The organism is Rhodoluna sp., assembly GCF_049276775.1.
In the GTDB taxonomy this organism is placed as follows: domain Bacteria; phylum Actinomycetota; class Actinomycetes; order Actinomycetales; family Microbacteriaceae; genus Rhodoluna.
Genome location: NZ_JBASXC010000078.1, coordinates 1 through 16,358 on the forward strand (window position 1 = coordinate 1; position 16,358 = coordinate 16,358).

Annotated in this window: 16 protein-coding genes and 1 pseudogene; 3 read left to right on the top strand and 14 right to left on the bottom strand. The window is 51.0% G+C overall.

Annotated features, from left to right (window positions below; all coding sequences use genetic code 11):
* Positions 1–201: pseudogene (locus WAO31_RS05070) on the top strand (hypothetical protein); the annotation flags it as partial.
* An 83-nt stretch (positions 202–284) separates the two neighbouring features.
* On the opposite strand, the gene WAO31_RS05075 reads toward WAO31_RS05070, so the two are convergent.
* From WAO31_RS05075 to WAO31_RS05110, 8 genes are all read right to left on the bottom strand, one after another.
* Entirely contained in the window at positions 285–1,583 is a 1,299-nt protein-coding gene (locus tag WAO31_RS05075) for a bifunctional o-acetylhomoserine/o-acetylserine sulfhydrylase (RefSeq protein WP_509591029.1), read from the bottom strand.
* A 314-nt stretch (positions 1,584–1,897) separates the two neighbouring features.
* Positions 1,898–2,638, bottom strand: a complete 741-nt coding sequence (locus tag WAO31_RS05080; RefSeq protein WP_509591032.1) for a TetR/AcrR family transcriptional regulator — start codon at positions 2,636–2,638, stop codon at positions 1,898–1,900.
* 138 nt (positions 2,639–2,776) lie between these two features.
* Positions 2,777–3,541 carry a bacteriorhodopsin-like gene (locus WAO31_RS05085; RefSeq protein ID WP_509591034.1) on the bottom strand — a complete coding sequence of 255 codons (765 nt, stop codon included), beginning with the start codon at positions 3,539–3,541 and terminating at the stop codon, positions 2,777–2,779.
* Positions 3,542–3,817: 276 nt separating this feature from the next.
* Entirely contained in the window at positions 3,818–4,612 is a 795-nt protein-coding gene (pstB, locus tag WAO31_RS05090) for a phosphate ABC transporter ATP-binding protein PstB (protein WP_509591036.1), read from the bottom strand.
* 9 nt (positions 4,613–4,621) lie between these two features.
* Positions 4,622–5,554: a phosphate ABC transporter permease PstA gene (gene pstA, locus WAO31_RS05095; RefSeq protein WP_509591038.1), complete on the bottom strand. Its 933-nt coding sequence runs from the start codon at positions 5,552–5,554 to the stop codon at positions 4,622–4,624.
* Positions 5,554–6,504 (bottom strand): phosphate ABC transporter permease subunit PstC, encoded by a 951-nt coding sequence (gene pstC, locus WAO31_RS05100; protein WP_509591040.1) that lies wholly within the window; start codon positions 6,502–6,504, stop codon positions 5,554–5,556. Before pstC ends, pstA begins: the two co-directional genes overlap by 1 nt.
* Positions 6,505–6,570: 66 nt before the next feature.
* Positions 6,571–7,527 (bottom strand): PstS family phosphate ABC transporter substrate-binding protein, encoded by a 957-nt coding sequence (locus WAO31_RS05105; protein ID WP_509591043.1) that lies wholly within the window; start codon positions 7,525–7,527, stop codon positions 6,571–6,573.
* Positions 7,528–7,758: 231 nt separating this feature from the next.
* Entirely contained in the window at positions 7,759–7,962 is a 204-nt protein-coding gene (locus WAO31_RS05110; RefSeq protein WP_509591046.1) for a hypothetical protein, read from the bottom strand.
* Between the two features lie 171 nt (positions 7,963–8,133).
* Here WAO31_RS05110 and galT point away from each other — a divergent pair, with 171 nt between their 5' ends.
* Complete coding sequence (gene galT / locus WAO31_RS05115) at positions 8,134–9,225, top strand: galactose-1-phosphate uridylyltransferase (RefSeq protein ID WP_509591049.1); 1,092 nt, start codon at positions 8,134–8,136, stop codon at positions 9,223–9,225.
* Here galT and WAO31_RS05120 read toward each other — a convergent pair.
* The 3 genes from WAO31_RS05120 to WAO31_RS05130 are packed head-to-tail and all read right to left on the bottom strand — an operon-like array spanning position 9,222 to position 12,191.
* On the bottom strand, positions 9,222–9,800 hold the full coding sequence (locus WAO31_RS05120; protein WP_509591052.1) for an isochorismatase family protein: 579 nt from the start codon (positions 9,798–9,800) through the stop codon (positions 9,222–9,224). The genes galT and WAO31_RS05120 overlap by 4 nt on opposite strands.
* An 11-nt stretch (positions 9,801–9,811) precedes the next feature.
* A complete protein-coding gene (locus WAO31_RS05125; protein ID WP_509591055.1) occupies positions 9,812–11,203 on the bottom strand; it encodes a D-alanyl-D-alanine carboxypeptidase/D-alanyl-D-alanine-endopeptidase in 1,392 nt (463 codons plus the stop codon).
* A gap of 4 nt (positions 11,204–11,207) precedes the next feature.
* Complete coding sequence (locus WAO31_RS05130; protein ID WP_509591058.1) at positions 11,208–12,191, bottom strand: Gfo/Idh/MocA family protein; 984 nt, start codon at positions 12,189–12,191, stop codon at positions 11,208–11,210.
* Positions 12,192–12,235: 44 nt separating this feature from the next.
* Between WAO31_RS05130 and WAO31_RS05135 the strand changes: the two genes are divergently transcribed.
* On the top strand, positions 12,236–12,772 hold the full coding sequence (locus tag WAO31_RS05135; protein ID WP_509591061.1) for a copper resistance CopC family protein: 537 nt from the start codon (positions 12,236–12,238) through the stop codon (positions 12,770–12,772).
* Here the strand turns inward: WAO31_RS05135 and WAO31_RS05140 are convergent.
* From WAO31_RS05140 to WAO31_RS05150, 3 genes are all read right to left on the bottom strand, one after another.
* Positions 12,759–14,162: an aspartate ammonia-lyase gene (locus WAO31_RS05140; RefSeq protein ID WP_509591064.1), complete on the bottom strand. Its 1,404-nt coding sequence runs from the start codon at positions 14,160–14,162 to the stop codon at positions 12,759–12,761. The genes WAO31_RS05135 and WAO31_RS05140 overlap by 14 nt on opposite strands.
* Before the next feature lie 21 nt (positions 14,163–14,183).
* Positions 14,184–15,524: a D-alanyl-D-alanine carboxypeptidase/D-alanyl-D-alanine-endopeptidase gene (locus WAO31_RS05145; protein ID WP_509591067.1), complete on the bottom strand. Its 1,341-nt coding sequence runs from the start codon at positions 15,522–15,524 to the stop codon at positions 14,184–14,186.
* Between the two features lie 65 nt (positions 15,525–15,589).
* Positions 15,590–16,282 (bottom strand): potassium channel family protein, encoded by a 693-nt coding sequence (locus tag WAO31_RS05150; protein ID WP_509591069.1) that lies wholly within the window; start codon positions 16,280–16,282, stop codon positions 15,590–15,592.
* Positions 16,283–16,358 lie beyond the last annotated feature (76 nt).

A 16,358-nucleotide genomic window follows, 5' to 3' on the forward strand; every position in this document is an offset into this window, starting at 1 on the left:
GTTGCCAAATCAGCTTCGGCTGCTGCCCTGGTCCGTGATGTCTTAGACGAAACTGCCTACTCAAATCGGAACACAACAACTGATCTGCAGTGCTTTTCAGCAATACATGGCGGCCTCTGGAGAGTTGCCTATCTGAACAGGAGCGTCTGGGTGGTTTCTACCCTGCTCGGGCTCCCGGCACTATTTAGACGCGGCTACTAGCTCTTATTTCCCGAAATCATCACACGCAGCAGGACCACCAATAAGTTGGCGGCCCTGTTGCTCAGTGATGAAATCTGACTTTACTAAAGCGCTGTAGCGAAAGCTGCCTCCAGATCGGCAATAAGGTCATCTACAGACTCAAGCCCAACAGAGAGACGAATAAGACCAGGAGTCACACCGGCAGTTAACTGCTGTTCTGGAGATAGTTGAGAGTGAGTGGTTGAGGCCGGGTGGATGACAAGTGATCGAACATCCCCAATGTTGGCTACGTGACTAAAGACACTGAGTCCGTCTACAAACTTTGACCCTGACTTGACTCCGCCCTTAATCTCAAATGAGACGATTGCACCGGCACCCTTTGGAGCGTACTTCTTTGCTGCTTTGTGCCAGGGTGAACTCTTGAGACCCGCGTAGTTCACAGATTCAACCTGCTTGTGCTTCTCAAGAAAGTCCGCAATTTTTTCTGCGTTTTCAACGTGTCGCTCCATTCGAAGGCTAAGAGTCTCAATCCCTTGAATGAGCTGCCAAGCACTCGCCGGGGCAATTGCTGCACCAATATCCCGGAGTAACTGTACGCGCGCTTTGATGATGAAAGCAATCGAATCTCCTAGAGCAGCGCTGTAATTTACGCCGTGGTAAGAAGGATCAGGTGTTGTAAGTCCTGGGAATTTATCAGACTTACTCCACTCGAATTTTCCGCCATCAACTATTGCACCGGCAACAACAGTCCCGTGACCGCCTAGAAATTTGGTGGCGGAGTGCAGCACAATGTCTGCGCCGTGCTCAAGAGGACGAATTAGGTAAGGGGTTGCGACGGTGTTGTCCACCATTAGAGGGACGCCGTTTTTATGTGCCACGTCGGCTACACCTTGAATGTCCAAAATCGAAACCTTTGGGTTACTTATGGTTTCGGCAAAGAAAGCCTTCGTGTTCGGCCTAACTGCCGCAGCCCATTCCTTCAGGTCATCCTGGTTCTCTACAAAAGTAGTTTCAATGCCAAGTTTTGGAAGTGTGTACTTGAAGAGGTTATAGGTTCCGCCGTAAACGTTTGATGACGAAACGATGTGGTCGCCAGCTTGAGCAATATTCAAGATTGCAAAAGTGTCAGCAGCCTGACCAGAAGCAAGAAGTAAAGCTGCTGTGCCGCCCTCAAGAGCCGCAATACGCTTCTCTGCAACATCCTGAGTTGGGTTCATGATTCGGGTGTATATGTTTCCAAACTCAGCTAAACCAAAAAGCTTTGCCGCATGCTCACTTGAATTGAACGTATAAGCAGTGGTTTGGTAAATAGGTGTAGCTCGTGAGTTGGTGGTTGGATCTGACTGTGCGCCTGCGTGAATCTGTGCAGTCTCAAAGCCCCATTTTGCTGGATCTGTGCTCATCTTTTTTCCTTTTTATGTTTGTAGGTGTTTGGATAACAGTGGGGGGGGATTGCCAATTGATTTAGCCTTTTGACGGATAGCCAATTGGGCTGAAAGGGGGTTTTGCGAGGCTTCACCCTCGCGGCTTAGTTCACCGTTGATTTTTAAACGTTAGACACTAAGCGTCTAGAGCATTCGCTCCATAGACATCATTGACATACCCATAGCAGAACCGGCTGAGTGCGAAATACGCAGTCCAGACATAGCTTTACTCCTTGGGATGTGGTGCTTTCCCCAAAGGTTACTAGAAAAATCAGGTTGCTGCAACAGCCACGCTATGCCGATCGAACAAGCGCAAGCATGTTCTTGATATGGGCCTCAGCCAGCGGATCTGCGATCCTGTTAAGCTCATCAATGCCCTGGCTTGGGGCGTGTCCCCCTGATTTCCAGACTGCCAAGCCGAGGGTTGACCAGGCTATCGTGCTGGTTAGTTCAACCAGCTTTTGGTCCTTTAGGAACTCAGCTCTGGGGTAGTTGTCTATCCCAAAATCGAATTGAGTCAGGCGGTTATCCCTATAGTCCATTATCAGCTGGGCAAGCCTTGAAATGTTTAGCTCAAACAGCTGCTTTCGGCTCTCACCAAACTTCTCTTCCATGATTTGGAATACCGCTTGTGAAAAAGGCGAGTAGTTCAAAATTGCACCCCAGCCACTGATCTCACTGTTGAGCATTACCTGGGCCTCCATCCAGGCCCTAAGCCTGGCCTCCGGATTGACCTTGGCGGCCTGGACGCTTTCCCAAATCCGATCAATGTATAGCTTGTAGGTTGCAAAACCAGCCTCAGCCAACAGGCCGTCCCGGTTTCCAAAGTAGTGATTCACCATCGGGTAGGTAACACCCAGGGTGTCGCAGACATACATTGTGTTGAAGCTTCCGGGCCCGACGAGAGCGACCTCGCGAATGGTGAGGTAAATCAATTTTTGCTTGACCGAGGGCTCTGGGTTATCTCCAAAGTTGAGCCAGAACGCAGTCAGGTCAGAGTCATCTGCCTTGGAGAAGAAGCTCACGGTGGACATGGTTTTCAGTCTAGCCTTGGCCACAAAATGTCGTGATATCACTACAAATGGCAACCGACCGAGTAGACGTCGATTTGGAGGGAAAAACAAAAGGCGCCGGTTTCCCGACGCCTTTTGTTTTGCTTCGAAGCTAAAGGGTTACTTGCCCTTGAACTCTGCAGCTGCAAATGCCTTGTCGTCCTCGGCGCTCTTCATACGAGCGATCGAGAAGATCATTAGGCCGAATAGACACTTCGCCAAGATGTCAGCGATGGTGTATCCGGTTTCGCGAAGAACAAAGCCCTGCTCGTCGAATCCAACAGCGTTCATGTTAGCGATGAATGCGATTGGGTAGACACCCCAGGTAGCAAGAAGGAGAAGACGTAGCTCCTTGATTCTTCTCTGAACCTGCTTGCTCTGCTTGGTAAGAGACTTACCTAGCTCAACGAACAAGATGTACAGGATGTATAGGAATGGAATTGTCGATAGTAGACCCCAGACTGGTGCTGAAACGCCACCTATGTCTAGCTGTGCGTCTCCTGGGTAACCAAGTGCAATCATCAGCGCAGCTGCTGGAACTAGGCGAACTAGAAGGGCAGTCTGAGCTGACTTAGCTAGAGCAAGAACCGCGATGGTCTCGACTAGTAGTAGAGGCACAGTTAGGAACCAGTCCACGTAGCGGTAACCGACGTTGTAGACGGCACCCTCTACTGCTTCTGGTCCGAATACTTCGTTGAAGCTGTCGAACATTCTGAAGTAGTGATAGGCAGCAATACCGGTCACTGTTGCAGACACCAAAACCGCCATACGGTAGCGAGGCAGAACGCGCTCACGTGCGAATAGTAGGAAAATGGTGGTAAATAGCATGCTCGCAATACCTAGCGAGAAGCCGTTATAAACGATCAGGTAACCTGATTCACTCATTTATGTTGTTTCCTTTCAGCTGAGAGAGGCAAGCTGTAAGGCGTTACCGAAGATAAGACATCATCATCGACGCAACCTCGCATCACTTACACGCCTTTTAACCTACACCTCAGACCCCATTTTCATTGAGCCTTATGGCCTAAATTCGGTCTAAATATTGGTGATTTCCCACTAGATAGGGGGTATTTTGGGGTGAATTTGGAGATCTACTAACGATGCTCCACCCACTAAAAGGGGCATGTTGCGGAAGTAGAAAGGGATGAGGTGTTTAGGACCTTAGCCGAACTTGCCGGTCACGTAGTCCAGGGTTCTTTGGTCGGCAGGGCTTGAGAAAATGGTGTCCGTGACGTCGTGCTCCACCAGGGTTCCAACCCTAGAGCCCTCACCCCTAGAGGTATCAACGGTGAAGAAGGCCGTCCTGTCCGCCACTCGAGCCGCCTGCTGCATGTTGTGGGTCACGATAACGATGGTGTAATCCTTCTTGAGCTCCATCATTAGATCCTCAATCTTGAAGGTCGAGATTGGGTCCAGGGCTGAGCAAGGCTCGTCCATCAGGATCACGTCAGGCTTCACAGCAATAGCTCTAGCAATACAGAGCCTCTGCTGCTGACCACCGGACATACCGAAAGCGTTGTCTTTCAGGCGATCCTTCACATCATCCCAAAGGGATGCGGCCCTGAGAGATGTCTCGACGATCTCGTCCATGTTGCCCTTCATGCCAAGGGTCTGAGGCCCGAAGGCCACGTTTTCGTAGATGGACTTAGGGAAAGGGTTGGGCTTCTGGAAAACCATTCCAATTAGCTTGCGAACCTGAACTGGGTCGACATCTTTTCCGTACATGTCCTGGCCGTGGTACAAAACTTCTCCAGAAACTTTGGCGCTAGGAATCAGGTCGTTCATGCGATTGAGGCTTCTAAGGACAGTTGACTTACCGCAACCGGAAGGACCGATCAAGGCGGTGATCTCATTCTCGTAGACCGGTAGGTTCACGCCATCTACGGCTAAAGAGCTCCCGTACGCAACACTCATGTTCTTGAGCGAAAATACTTCGTTTTTGGCGATAGTTGTCATCTTTTGTTCCTACCAGGTTCTTTCGTAGCGAGCTCGCAGCCAAACTGCGATTGAGTTGATCAAGAAAAGCACCACAAGCATCACAAGAACACCCGCTGCTGCCAGGGTGTGGAATTCCTCTTGGGGTCTTCCTGCATAGCTGTAGATCATAACTGGGAGGGCTGAGTAGCCACCTTCCCAGAAGTTGGGATCAAAGGTCACAAATGTTGCAGCTCCCACCAAAAGCAATGGGGCTGCCTCACCAATAGCTCTAGCCACAGCGAGAATAACTCCGGTGAGCATTCCGGGAGCTGCCGAAGGCAGCACCATCTTCCAAACCGATTGCCACCTGGTTGCACCCAGTGCCAAAGAGCCATCTAGTAGTGAAGAAGGGACCGCACGGATAGCCTCACGCGAAGCCAAGATGACTGTTGGTAAAACAAGAATTGCAATCGTTGCGGATCCTGCCGCAACCACGAAGCCCAGATCAAACACGCCTCGAACGATAAAGGCCAATCCCAATATTCCAAAAACGATGGATGGAACACCGGCAAGGTTCTGGATGTTCAGCTCGATGAGCCTGTTGTACCAGCGAGTGCGGTCGGCAAAAAGCTCAAGGTAGGTTGCCGCGGAGATACCCAGGGGCACGATAATTGCCACCACACCAGCAATCAGCTGCACGGTTCCCAGGATTGCTGGACGGTAGCCGGCTTCTTCCGGTCTAAAGGATGACGGGTTGTTGATAAATAACCCGAGGTTTACGCGGGCTCCACCTTCGACGAGAGCCCAAGCCACAATTGAGGCGATCATTACCAGCGCAACTGTGAGAGCGCCGAGTAGCACAAGCCTAAAGGCGACCCCCTGGACCTCAGCCTTGGTGTTCGAGCCCTTATAGATGCTCTTGGTGACGGCTGCAGCGGTTGCGACGGCGTTAGCCGCTCTCTTTGGAATCCTGTCTGCCATTAGTCGTAGACCTCACGGAACTTGTTCACAAACCGAATGGCAATCATGTTCATTGTCAGGGTGATCAAAAACAGCAGTGCCCCGACGGCAAAGATTGAGTAGTAGCTGACGGTTCCAACTGCAATTTCACCGGTGGCTGTGGATGCAATGAAAGCCGTCATTGCTCCCGCTGGCTCAGCAAAGCCAATTTTCACCTGAGGTGATCCTCCTCCGGCAACGAGCAAAACAACCATAGTTTCACCAACGGCTCTGGATGCTCCCAAAACAAACGATGCGACGATTCCAGATACTGCTGCCGGTAAAACTACCTTCACAGCAACTCTCATCTTGGTTGCACCCAGTGCGTAAGCTCCCTCGCGAAGCGCTACCGGCACTGCTCGCATCGCGTCATCGCTAACCGATGCAATCAAAGGGATGATGATGATTCCAACTGTGATTCCAGCAACACCAATTGAGAATGGGCTGGTCCACTCAAGCCAGGGGGTAAGTTCCTGAATGAGGGGCTTGAACCAAAACACCGCGAACAAACCAACGGCAACAGTTGGAAGACCCTCAAGAACCTCAAGAATCGGCTTTATGGCTTTGCGGACTCGGTTGGATGCGTACTCAGAAAGATAAATTGCAGCTCCGAGTCCAAGCGGGATTCCCACGATCATTGCGTAGAAAACAACTTGAAGGGTTCCAGCTACCAGCGGCAAAACGCCAAAGGAAGCATTTGCAAAAGATGGGGCCCACAAAGTTCCGGAAATGAAGCTCCAGAGATCTACATACTCGAAGAAGCCTGGCAGTGGGGCGAAGAGGGAAATAACGATTCCGATTGTCACCGACACTGAAACGGCGGATGCGCCAAAAAGTAATCCGATGATGATTTTCTCGCCGTAGCGAGGGTTTGTCGCCCGGAGTGGATTCGATGAAGAACCACTCCGGGCGACCTTGACAGATGAGCTCATGGCCTAAATTTCTCCCTCAGTCACCTGTCGTGTTGTTAACTTGTTGAACTTTTTTTATCCTAGTACTTAGCCAACCAGAGATTCGATCTTAGCCAGCTGCTCGGTCTGCTGAGCAGAGGTTAGACCCACGTATCCAGCAGTTTCGTTGATTAGAACAGTCTCGTTGACTAGGTACTGGGCAAAAGCCAATACCTCTGGACGAGCTAGAGCGGTGTTTGAGAAGTAGGTGAACAGACCTCGACCAAGGGGTGCGTAGCTCAAGTTCTGGACGTTCTCTAGAGTAGGAGCAGTACATCCTTCTCCACCGTCAACCTCTAGACCCTTTAGGTCATCTAGGTGGTTCTGGTAGTAGGAGTAAGGAATGAAACCCATGGCTCCAAGTCCGCCAGCTACACCGTCAACGGCCTGAAGGTCGTCTTCACCGATGTTGATGTAGTCGTTGCGGATGTTTCCAACTTCGCCGTTGATCTCCTCGGTGAAGTAGTCAAAGGTTCCAGATGTGGTTCCTGGGCCATAGAGCTGCAAGTCAACGTCCGCAATTTCGGCTGGCATTCCTGGCACGTCGCCCCAGGTCATGACAGTTCCAGATGCATCTGCGTTCCACATGGTCGCTAGCTGCTCAACTGTGATGCAGGTCAATGGGTTTTCCTTGTTTACAACAACAGATAGTGCGTCGTTAGCAACTGTTACAAAGTCGTAGCTGATACCTGCTGCGTCACACGCTGCTGCTTCTTCTGGCTTGATCTGACGAGAGGCGTTTGATGCATCGGTCTCGCCAGCACAGAACTTCTCGAAGCCTCCACCGGTACCAGAAATGTTCACCGAGACGCGAACGCCTGGGTTTTCACCCATGAACAACTCCGCTGCAACTTCAGAAGCTGGACCAACGGTTGATGAGCCATCAATCACGATCGAGCCGGAAAGTCCGTCGGTTGCTCCGGTGTCAGTCTCTGCTGCACAGCCTGCCAGTACTAGAACAGATGCCGATAGAACAGCGGCAGCTGAAATTAGTTTCTTATTCAATGTTTCTCCTTATTGGATTGAAAGGCAGACTGCCTGCCTTCCCCAGAAGTCTCAATGGAGAAGCTAAATGCAATAAAGAACCTAGGTAAACGGAGGGTGAATCATGAATAAAAACCTAATAACCATCAAGCTCTACTTGAACAGTAAGGTCTTGGTTGGAGGGCCCTAAGCCACGGAACTTTTAACCCGTCTTGGTGTGGCCGGGATCTAAAGAGCCCTATTTGGCCTTAGCTAGCCTCTGGAAAAGTGGTCCTCGGTGATTTCCTGGGAGCCCTTTTTCAAAAAGGCTGCAGCAGCTACGTAGAGGGAAAGCCCGATAACCGTAAAAATCAGCACGGTGTTGATAGCCATCAAGATAGTGATCTCGTTGAGCTCCAGCACTAGGGGTGTGGAATAGTCAACCGCTGCGGCGATAACTGAAGCGACTGCTGCCATTTTGACTCTCTCCCTGGGGCTCTAGTACCTGTCTTGAAACCTAGTCTATAAATAAAGTTCAGAATCGGTACTCACCCAAGGCTCAGACGGGTCACCTTTAGTCAAAGGCTTCAAACCTTGGCACTTTGGCGCCCCGGATGGTTATCCGGCTTACTTAGTAAACTTTGGCGGGTGAGCAAAATCCGAAAAGTGACCGCCAAGCTATTTGATGGCAGGGACATTCACTACTTCGATGACGCCTCCTCAGACCTTCCCCAGGGAAGAAAACCAGACCAACGAGAGCCTGCCGAAAGACCCGAGCTTGCAGAGCTTCGTCATGACCCGCTGACGAACGAGTGGATTGCGGTTGCCTCCCACCGGCACACCAGAGCTTTTTTACCCCCAACCAGTCAGTGCCCGCTGTGCCCAGCAACCGATCAAAACTTAAGCGAAGTCCCGGATAACTTTGATGTTGCCGTTTTCGAAAACAAGAACCCATCATTTGGTGCTTTGGCTTTGGGTGAGACTCCTCAAGACCTAACCTCGAGCGGAACCTTCGGTCTCGGAGATAAAAAGCCCGCGCTTGGAAAATGTGAAGTGATCGTTTTCAGCCCCGAGCACGATGGGTCGCTTGGGCAAATGCCGGTAGCTAGAGTCCACACCGTTTTAGAAGCCCTGGCCGATCGAACCGATGAACTTCAGAGACTTCCCGGTGTCAAGCAAGTGTTTCCATTTGAAAACCGCGGTGAAGAAATCGGCGTGACCCTTCACCACCCGCACGGGCAGATCTACTCTTACCCGTACGTGACACCAAAGACTCAGAAGCTGATTGAGTCGGTTTCTAAAAACCCAAATCTTTTTGAGGAGATTCTAAAGTTCGAAGCTGCATCCTCGAGGGTGCTTTGGGAATCTGACTCCTTTATCTCTTATGTGCCCTTCGCTGCCAGGTGGCCAATCGAGGCTCACCTTCTTCCAAAGCGTGCCGTAAAGAATCACTCGGAGCTAAACAGTGACGAAAGACTAGAACTTGCGAGTATGTACTCGTCGCTGCTGCACGCATTCGAAACCGTCTATGCAACTCCGTCGCCATACATCGCAGCCTGGCACCAAGCGCCGATTATCGAAGCGGCCAAGAACTTGCGCCTACAGCTTCAGATCACTTCTCCCAGGCGAGCACAAGACAAACTCAAATACCTCGCAGGTTCAGAGTCGGCCATGGGTGCTTTCATTGCGGACATCTCAGCCGAAACGATAGCCGACCAACTGCGTCAAGTAATTTCCTAAACGCTAGCTAAAACTTCGATTCCTTCGTCGATCATCCGATCGATTGCCGCCTCGGTGGATTCTGAAGATACCCCTGCAGTTAGCGAACTTATTACTCGAACCGAAAGCCCGTGTTTTTTGGCATCGGTTGCAGAAGCCAGAACGCAGTGGTCGGTTGCAATTCCAACAACGTCCACCTCTTGGATTGAGTGAGTAGAAAGTAGCTCGCTGAAGCTCTGGCCGGATTCTGTGACGCCCTCAAAGATTGAGTAGCCGTTTTGTCCCTGGCCTTTATAGATGTCGACATCGATTTTGTCGGTCGATAGATTCGGGTGGTAGTTGGCACCTGCGGTATCGGCCACGCAGTGAATCGGCCAGGTTGTTTTGTAGTTTGGCTCTGAGCCGGCTGCTGCGAAGTGTCCCGAGTTCGTACCTTCAGCATCGTGCCAGTCTCTCGAGGCCACAACCAGGTCGTAGTTTTCTGTTTCAAGAAAAGAGCTGATCTTGCTCGCCACAGCAGCTCCACCTTGAACCGCTAGCGCTCCGCCCTCGCAAAAATCGTTTTGCACATCAATAACTAGAAGTGCCCGTGCCATAAGTCAAACTCCTACTCGTTAGATAGTTCGTTGCCACAACGATAGAAAGCTGTGGCGAGGGTGTCAATTGCGGTTCTGACATCTTCGCCAACATCACCCAGGGCATATATGGTGAAGGTCAAGGTGGTGCCATCCTGAGCATTGATGATTCCGTTCAGGGTGTGCACGCCGATGATGTATCCGTTCTTGGCCAAGATCTTTCCGGTTGCGTCTGCAATATCACCCTTGAAGCGGCCGCCCAAAGTGCCCGACTCACCTGCGATTGGCAAAGAGCGTTTGATCTGCCCGAAATCGGCAAACTCTGAGTTCACAAGTCTCATAAGCTCCGCCATAAATCTCGGAGTCACCATATTCAGCTGCGACAAACCGGATGCATCCCGAACGCTAACACCCGTAAAGTCCAGACCAGTGGTCCCAAGGGCACGCTTAAATGCGGGGTCAAAAGATTCGAATGAACCGTCAAAACCTAAGTCCTTGGAAACTAGCTTGGCAATCATTTCGGATTCAATGTTCTCCGAAGTTTGAAGGATGTGTGTGATCCATCGACTCATCGGCTGAGACTGAACCGACGCAATCTCGACAAACCCAAGGGGGGTTGGGCTTTCAACCAAAAGCGCGGTCTGGGCGAATGCGCCCAGCTCCTCCTTGAACGCCTCGCCTGCACTCAGCACCGGTCTTCCAGTTTTGGGAGAAGTGAAGGCAGCTGGCCGAATACGATCACCGTCAATCTGCAGCGCGGTCACCTCTGAAATCCAGCCGTCTCTCTGGTCGCTTCGAAGCCAGGAGCTTTCCCAGGCAGAACCAGAAAACAGGGTTGAGTCAAGAATGATTTCATCAATCTGAGTCACGTTGTTACGCTCCGCCCAGACTCGAACCTGGGTGGCAAGGGTTGAAAGCTTTGGTGCGTCTCGGTAAATGGATTGCGCACCAATTGGTGTTTTGGAGAGAGTTACGTCTCCGCCACCAACTAGTGAGATAACGCTTTTCGATGAAGGATCAGAAAAAACCTTGGTGGTGGCCCGAAAGTTTGGACCTACGGTCATAAGCGCAGCGGCTGCCGTCAGGGGTTTCATAACCGATGCTGTTGCCGCCGGCTTATCAGCATCCCTGTCATAAAGGACCTCGCCGGTCTCAGCGTTTAGAACAACCGCTTGCAAAGTTCCAAGCGAGGAATTGCTTGCTTCCTCGGAAACCGAGCAGGTCTTCATTGGAGTTTCGAGAGCAGTTGGTGTGGGTTCAGCTGTGACTGTCTCAATCGGAGTTTCCGATGGAGTGGGGCTTGCGGTTTCGCCGCCAGATGTAACAGCAAAGCCACCGATGATTAGCGTTAGTACTAGTAGGCCCGAGCCGGACCCAATAAGAACTTCTCTGAGGTATGGAAAGCGATCTGCTAACTTGGCCAACTGGCTAGACTCCTGAATACTCGATACCGGTTTGTTGCCTAATCTGATCCATGACTTCCATAATTTCTATGGTTTCGTCAAGACTCATGATTGGGGACTGCCGTAGTCCAGCTCGAATGCAACGTTCGACCTCAAGGGCCTGGTACTGCATGCCCCGCCCCTCAATATTACCTTCGTAGCGATACACAACCTCATCGTCTAAGTCATAAGCCGTGAATGAGCTGAACTCGTAGAACGGTTTTTCCAACTCGATTCTTCCTTTTTCGCCAAGAATAAAAGCCCTAACTGGGCCGTTTACCCGGAGGCTGGAGTGAATCATGGCCTGTCGACCCTCAGCATATTCAAAGATTGCAGCGACCGATTCGTCGATCTTTCCAGGCATCAAAGAAGCTGATGCTTGGATTTTTTCTGGCATCCCGAAGACCCGGTGGGCAAATGAGATTGGGTAGATTCCAAGATCAATCAGTGAACCGCCCCCCAATGCCGAATCGTGAAGCCTTGGAGCTATGTCCTTCGGTAGGAACTGATTGTGATCGGCGATCACATAGAGCGGATTGCCAATTAATCCCTCTCGAAGTTTTTCAAAAAGTGCGACGTGATTTGGCAGGAATCTGGTCCACATCGCCTCCATTAGAAATACGTCTTTTTCCTGCGCCAGGGCGGCCAGCTTTTTAGCTTGGGCTGCATCCAAAGTGAAAGGTTTTTCAAGCAAGACATTTTTACCCGCGGAAAGAGCTAGCTTGGCGTTTTCGAAGTGAGCGTTGTGGGTGGTTGCGATGTAAATGATATCTAGCTCCGGATCGGCAACTAGCTCCTCGTAGCTACCGTATGCCTTTGGAATGGAATGGGTCTTGGCATACGCGGTTGCTCGATCCTTGGATCTGGAGCCAACCGCATCAAAGACAATTCCAGCCAGCCCAAAATCGTGGAGGATTGTCAGGGTTACCCCACCTGGGCCCATCATGCCCCAGCGCAGCTTTTCAGTCATTTTTCTACCACTTACCGTCGTGGACTAAAGCTTAGACTTAAGCCATGCGCTTCATTTATTCCGTTGCCCTGGCTCTGATGGGAACTTTGCTTTTTGCCCCTGCCGCTAGTGCTCACGATCTGCTGGTGGACATAAATCCAGCCGCTTCGGCTATTTTGACCGATGGCCGCTTTGAGGCGAAGTTAATCTTCAATAACCCTCTTTTAGTGGTTGCCGGCGAATCGAACTCCCAGCTTGCCACCAAGCCAGTTTCGTCAAATGTCTGGACCGAACACAAGGTATCGGTTTCAGGTCGAGAAATGAGTGCTCAAGTAGTTTTGACTGAACCCGGCAACTACGATCTTCGCTGGAAAGTTGTCTCATCCGATGGTCACCCAATTAGCGGCACCTCTAACTTCTCCCTCGATATTGAAAGTTCTGGAGAATCTTCGTCAATCGACATTGACCAAGGCCCGTCGGAAGTCCCCGAGGCATCGGAACGTTCAATGGTGGGCTTTTATATAGGTCTGGCTATGGTTATCCTCGGCGTCATCTTTGCGCCAATTGGTCTGGTGATTAGAAGAAGGGCTATGAGGTCCTAGGCCGAACCAGAGCATCAATGTTCCCAAGGAGCTCATCAAATTGAAGCTCTGTCATCAAACCCAGTTCCAAAACAACCTCTCGAACGCTGCTGCCATCCGCCAGGGCTTTCTGGGCGACAATTGTCGCATTCTCATACCCAAGTATGGGTGATATGGCCGTGACCAATCCGATGGACTGTTCAACGCTCAGTCGCAGCTTCTCGACGTTCGCGGTAATTCCCGAGATGCAAGCATCGGCCAAAACGTAACAGCCTTGACGAAGCTGAGTGATGCTCATCATGAGCGCACGACACATGATTGGTTCAAATGCATTGAGCTGTAGCTGACCGGCTTCGGCCGCCATGGTTACGGTGACATCATTACCAATAACGGAAAAGGCAATCTGATTCACGACTTCGGGGATAACCGGGTTCACCTTTCCAGGCATGATGGAAGACCCCGCTTGCCTTGCAGGTAAGTTAATTTCATCAAGACCGGCACGGGGTCCGCTGCTTAGAAGCCTAAGATCGTTCGAGGTTTTAGAGAGCTTTACCGCAATGCGTTTTAGGACACCGGAGACCAACACAAAAACCCCAGCATCTTGGGTTGCCTCAACCATATCTTCGGCTACCTCAAAATCAAATCCAGAGAGCTCGGAAAGAATGCTGCAGGCTGTTTGTGGATAGCCAATAGGTGCGTTCAGTCCAGTGCCGATTGCTGTACCACCGAGGTTTATCTCTCTAAGTAACGGCACCACCTCCCGAAGCCTCTGAGTGTCTTCCATGGTCATTCTTGAAAAGCTCGCAAACTCTTGACCTAGGGTCATCGGGACGGCGTCTTGAAGCTGGGTGCGACCCATTTTGATTACGTCTCTGAACTCATCGGCCTTGGCTTGAAAAGCATCCTGCAGGTGGGTCATGGCTTTTAGTAGCTCGGCAATTTCAATAATTAGGGCAAGCTTTAGAGCGGTTGGGTAAACGTCGTTGGTGGACTGTGACTTGTTTACGTGATTAAGCGGGTGAACGATTGAGTACTCACCCTTTGATCCGCCGAGGTGCTCAATGGCACGGTTGGCGATCACTTCGTTGGCATTCATGTTGGTCGAGGTCCCGGCTCCGCCCTGGATGGCGTCAACCACAAACTCACTGTCGAACTTACCCTCCGCGACTTCCTCGCAGGCTTTTGAGATTGCATCCGTTATCTTCGCGTCAAGCTCGCCAAGAGCAAAGTTGGCCTTAGCGGAGGCTTGCTTGACAATGGCCAGAGCTCGAATTAGGGATCGGTAGTGCCCGATGGGAACTCCTGAAATTGGAAAATTGTCTACGGCTCTGGCGGTGTGAACACCCCAGTAAGCATCGGTTGGAACCTCGTAATCACCGAGCAGGTCATGCTCAAGCCTCATTGCTGACATGTATTTAGTCTGCCACTAAAGCTAACTGGTCAGCGATGCACCACAGGTATACAGCCTTGCAACTACACGGTCAATGGCACCTTGAGCTGTGTAGGTGACCGAGATCCCGTTTTCTTTATCTTCTCCAGCAAACATTGCAAATGCCAAGCGTGAGCCATCCGCCGCGTTCACAATTCCACTAAGTCCATATAGCCCTGGAATGTATCCGGTCTTCGCAATTACGTTTCCGCGCGCTTTTGCCGAAGCTCCCTGAAATCGGTATCTCAAGGTTCCGGTTTGACCCGCAATCGGCATCCACTGGGTCAGAACATCAAGACCATTTTCGGCTCTCGCAACTTTGACCATAAGTCTGGCAAGGAGTCTTGCGTGTACTCGGTTTCCATTAGATAAGCCGGAGGCATCTCGAATAACAAAAGTTTTTGGCTTCAAGCCAATTTCACGAAGTGACTTTTTTATTACGCGGTTTGCCCCGTCAATGCTTCCCTCGAAACCTGCGGCGATAGCCGCGTGACGAGCGATGAACTCGGCTCCAGTGTTATCAGAGTGGGTAAGCATGTGCCCCAACCAACTCTGTCTCATGTCTTGAGATTGAACCTCACCTATTACAAATGCATCACTTGGTGTTGTTCCCAAAACCAAATCGGCATCAATTGCCTGCACGCCCAGAAAATCCTTAAAGGCTTGGCCAGCCGTCATAACTGGATCCACCCCTCGCCTGAAGCTGTAGCTTGAGACCTTCCGGTCTGGTTGGATGCGGTCACCGTCAGCTTGAAGTGAGCTAATTCTTGAGACGTAGCCGAGTTTTCGATATTTTGCTGGCCAATCCGGATTCCACTGATCGCCCGAGAAGAACGAGTTATCAAGAATAATTCCTGTGATCGGAACATTAGGGTTTAGTTGAGCCAGTGCCTGCCTCGCAAGGCTTCTAATCCTCGGCGGCTTGGAATAGACACTTGATTCCCCGGGCACGAGGCGAGACAGGGTGAAATCTCCACCCCCCTTGAAGATTATTGTTGAGGGCTCTGAGGGCGTTGCCAGCACCTGTGTGACCGCCCGATACTCTGTGGGCAATTGCTGCAGGGCTGCTACCGCCGTGAGGGTCTTAATTACAGAAGCAGAGGGGGTCAGCTCAGTGCCCCTGACGTCTACCAGCACTTCCCCGGTTTCAACATTGATTACATATGCGTGAAATTTACCCAGGGTCTTTTGGCGCATAGCCTTGTTGGCTTTACACGCCACCGGGGCCAGCGTGACTTCAGAGCTCTCACTGTCGGGATTGGCATAACTGGATGGGGCGATAGATACCACTAGGGCTGTAGTCAACACGCCGGCCAGAGCACTTTGCCAAATTTTTTTATGCATTCTTCAAGGCTAAACGCCGTGCGCAAATATTGGTTTTTACAACTCGGCCTGTTGCTTGTGGAGTTTTACCAACCCATTCGGCAGAAGTCTTCTACCTTAGAAGTTCTTCCGGCAACAATCATGACGTCGCCAGTTGAGAGAATTGTTTCAGGAAAAGAAGGCATGTAGCTCTCGCCCTCTTTTCTAGTGGCCACAACTGTCACTCCGTGGTTCGAGCGGAATTTCATCTCCGCAAGAGTTTTACCGTTGAAGCCTTCTGGAACTTCGGTTTTCGCCATAACAAAATCTTCATCGAGCTGGATGTAGTCGAGTGATTCACCGCTCACCATGTGAGCGACTCGACTACCCATATCCATTTCAGGGAAGATCACGTGGTGCACACCGAGCTGCTCGAGAATTCGGCCATGCGAGACACTCGTAGCCTTGGCCCAAACTTCTGGAACACCCAGCTGGAGCAAAAGCGAGGCAGTCAAAATTGAGGCTTCCAGATCGCTACCGATTGCCACCACAGCCGAGTCAAACTCGGTAAGTCCAAGCTCCCTCAGAGATGCCTCGTCAGTTGAGTCTGCCTGGACAACGTGCGTCAGAGCATCAGCGTTTGACTGAACCAGTCTCTCGTCTGAGTCAATGCCGAGAACCTCACGTCCGGTTTTTACAAGCTCTAGCGCAAGAGCCGTCCCGAACCGACCGAGCCCAATTACCGCAATAGTTGATGCACCATGCTTTTTTCCGCTGCGCAGTTTTAGCCGACTAGCCAATTTACCTATCTCCAATCAGGTGAGGCGAAGTAATCACTTCTAACAATAACGAGGTGGAATCTATAGTTTTCTAGCT

Bases quoted from the DNA above. Each gene is read 5' to 3' on its own strand.
- WAO31_RS05145 (WP_509591067.1), bottom strand. From the start codon at position 15,524: ATGCATAAAAAAATTTGGCAAAGTGCTCTGGCCGGCGTGTTGACTACA.
- WAO31_RS05085 (WP_509591034.1), bottom strand. From the start codon at position 3,541: ATGAGTGAATCAGGTTACCTGATCGTTTATAACGGCTTCTCGCTAGGT.
- pstC (WP_509591040.1), bottom strand. From the start codon at position 6,504: ATGAGCTCATCTGTCAAGGTCGCCCGGAGTGGTTCTTCATCGAATCCA.
- WAO31_RS05130 (WP_509591058.1), bottom strand. From the start codon at position 12,191: ATGACTGAAAAGCTGCGCTGGGGCATGATGGGCCCAGGTGGGGTAACC.
- pstB (WP_509591036.1), bottom strand. From the start codon at position 4,612: ATGACAACTATCGCCAAAAACGAAGTATTTTCGCTCAAGAACATGAGT.
- WAO31_RS05075 (WP_509591029.1), bottom strand. From the start codon at position 1,583: ATGAGCACAGATCCAGCAAAATGGGGCTTTGAGACTGCACAGATTCAC.
- WAO31_RS05135 (WP_509591061.1), top strand. From the start codon at position 12,236: ATGCGCTTCATTTATTCCGTTGCCCTGGCTCTGATGGGAACTTTGCTT.
- WAO31_RS05110 (WP_509591046.1), bottom strand. From the start codon at position 7,962: ATGGCAGCAGTCGCTTCAGTTATCGCCGCAGCGGTTGACTATTCCACA.
- WAO31_RS05080 (WP_509591032.1), bottom strand. From the start codon at position 2,638: ATGTCCACCGTGAGCTTCTTCTCCAAGGCAGATGACTCTGACCTGACT.
- pstA (WP_509591038.1), bottom strand. From the start codon at position 5,554: ATGGCAGACAGGATTCCAAAGAGAGCGGCTAACGCCGTCGCAACCGCT.
- WAO31_RS05120 (WP_509591052.1), bottom strand. From the start codon at position 9,800: ATGGCACGGGCACTTCTAGTTATTGATGTGCAAAACGATTTTTGCGAG.
- WAO31_RS05140 (WP_509591064.1), bottom strand. From the start codon at position 14,162: ATGTCAGCAATGAGGCTTGAGCATGACCTGCTCGGTGATTACGAGGTT.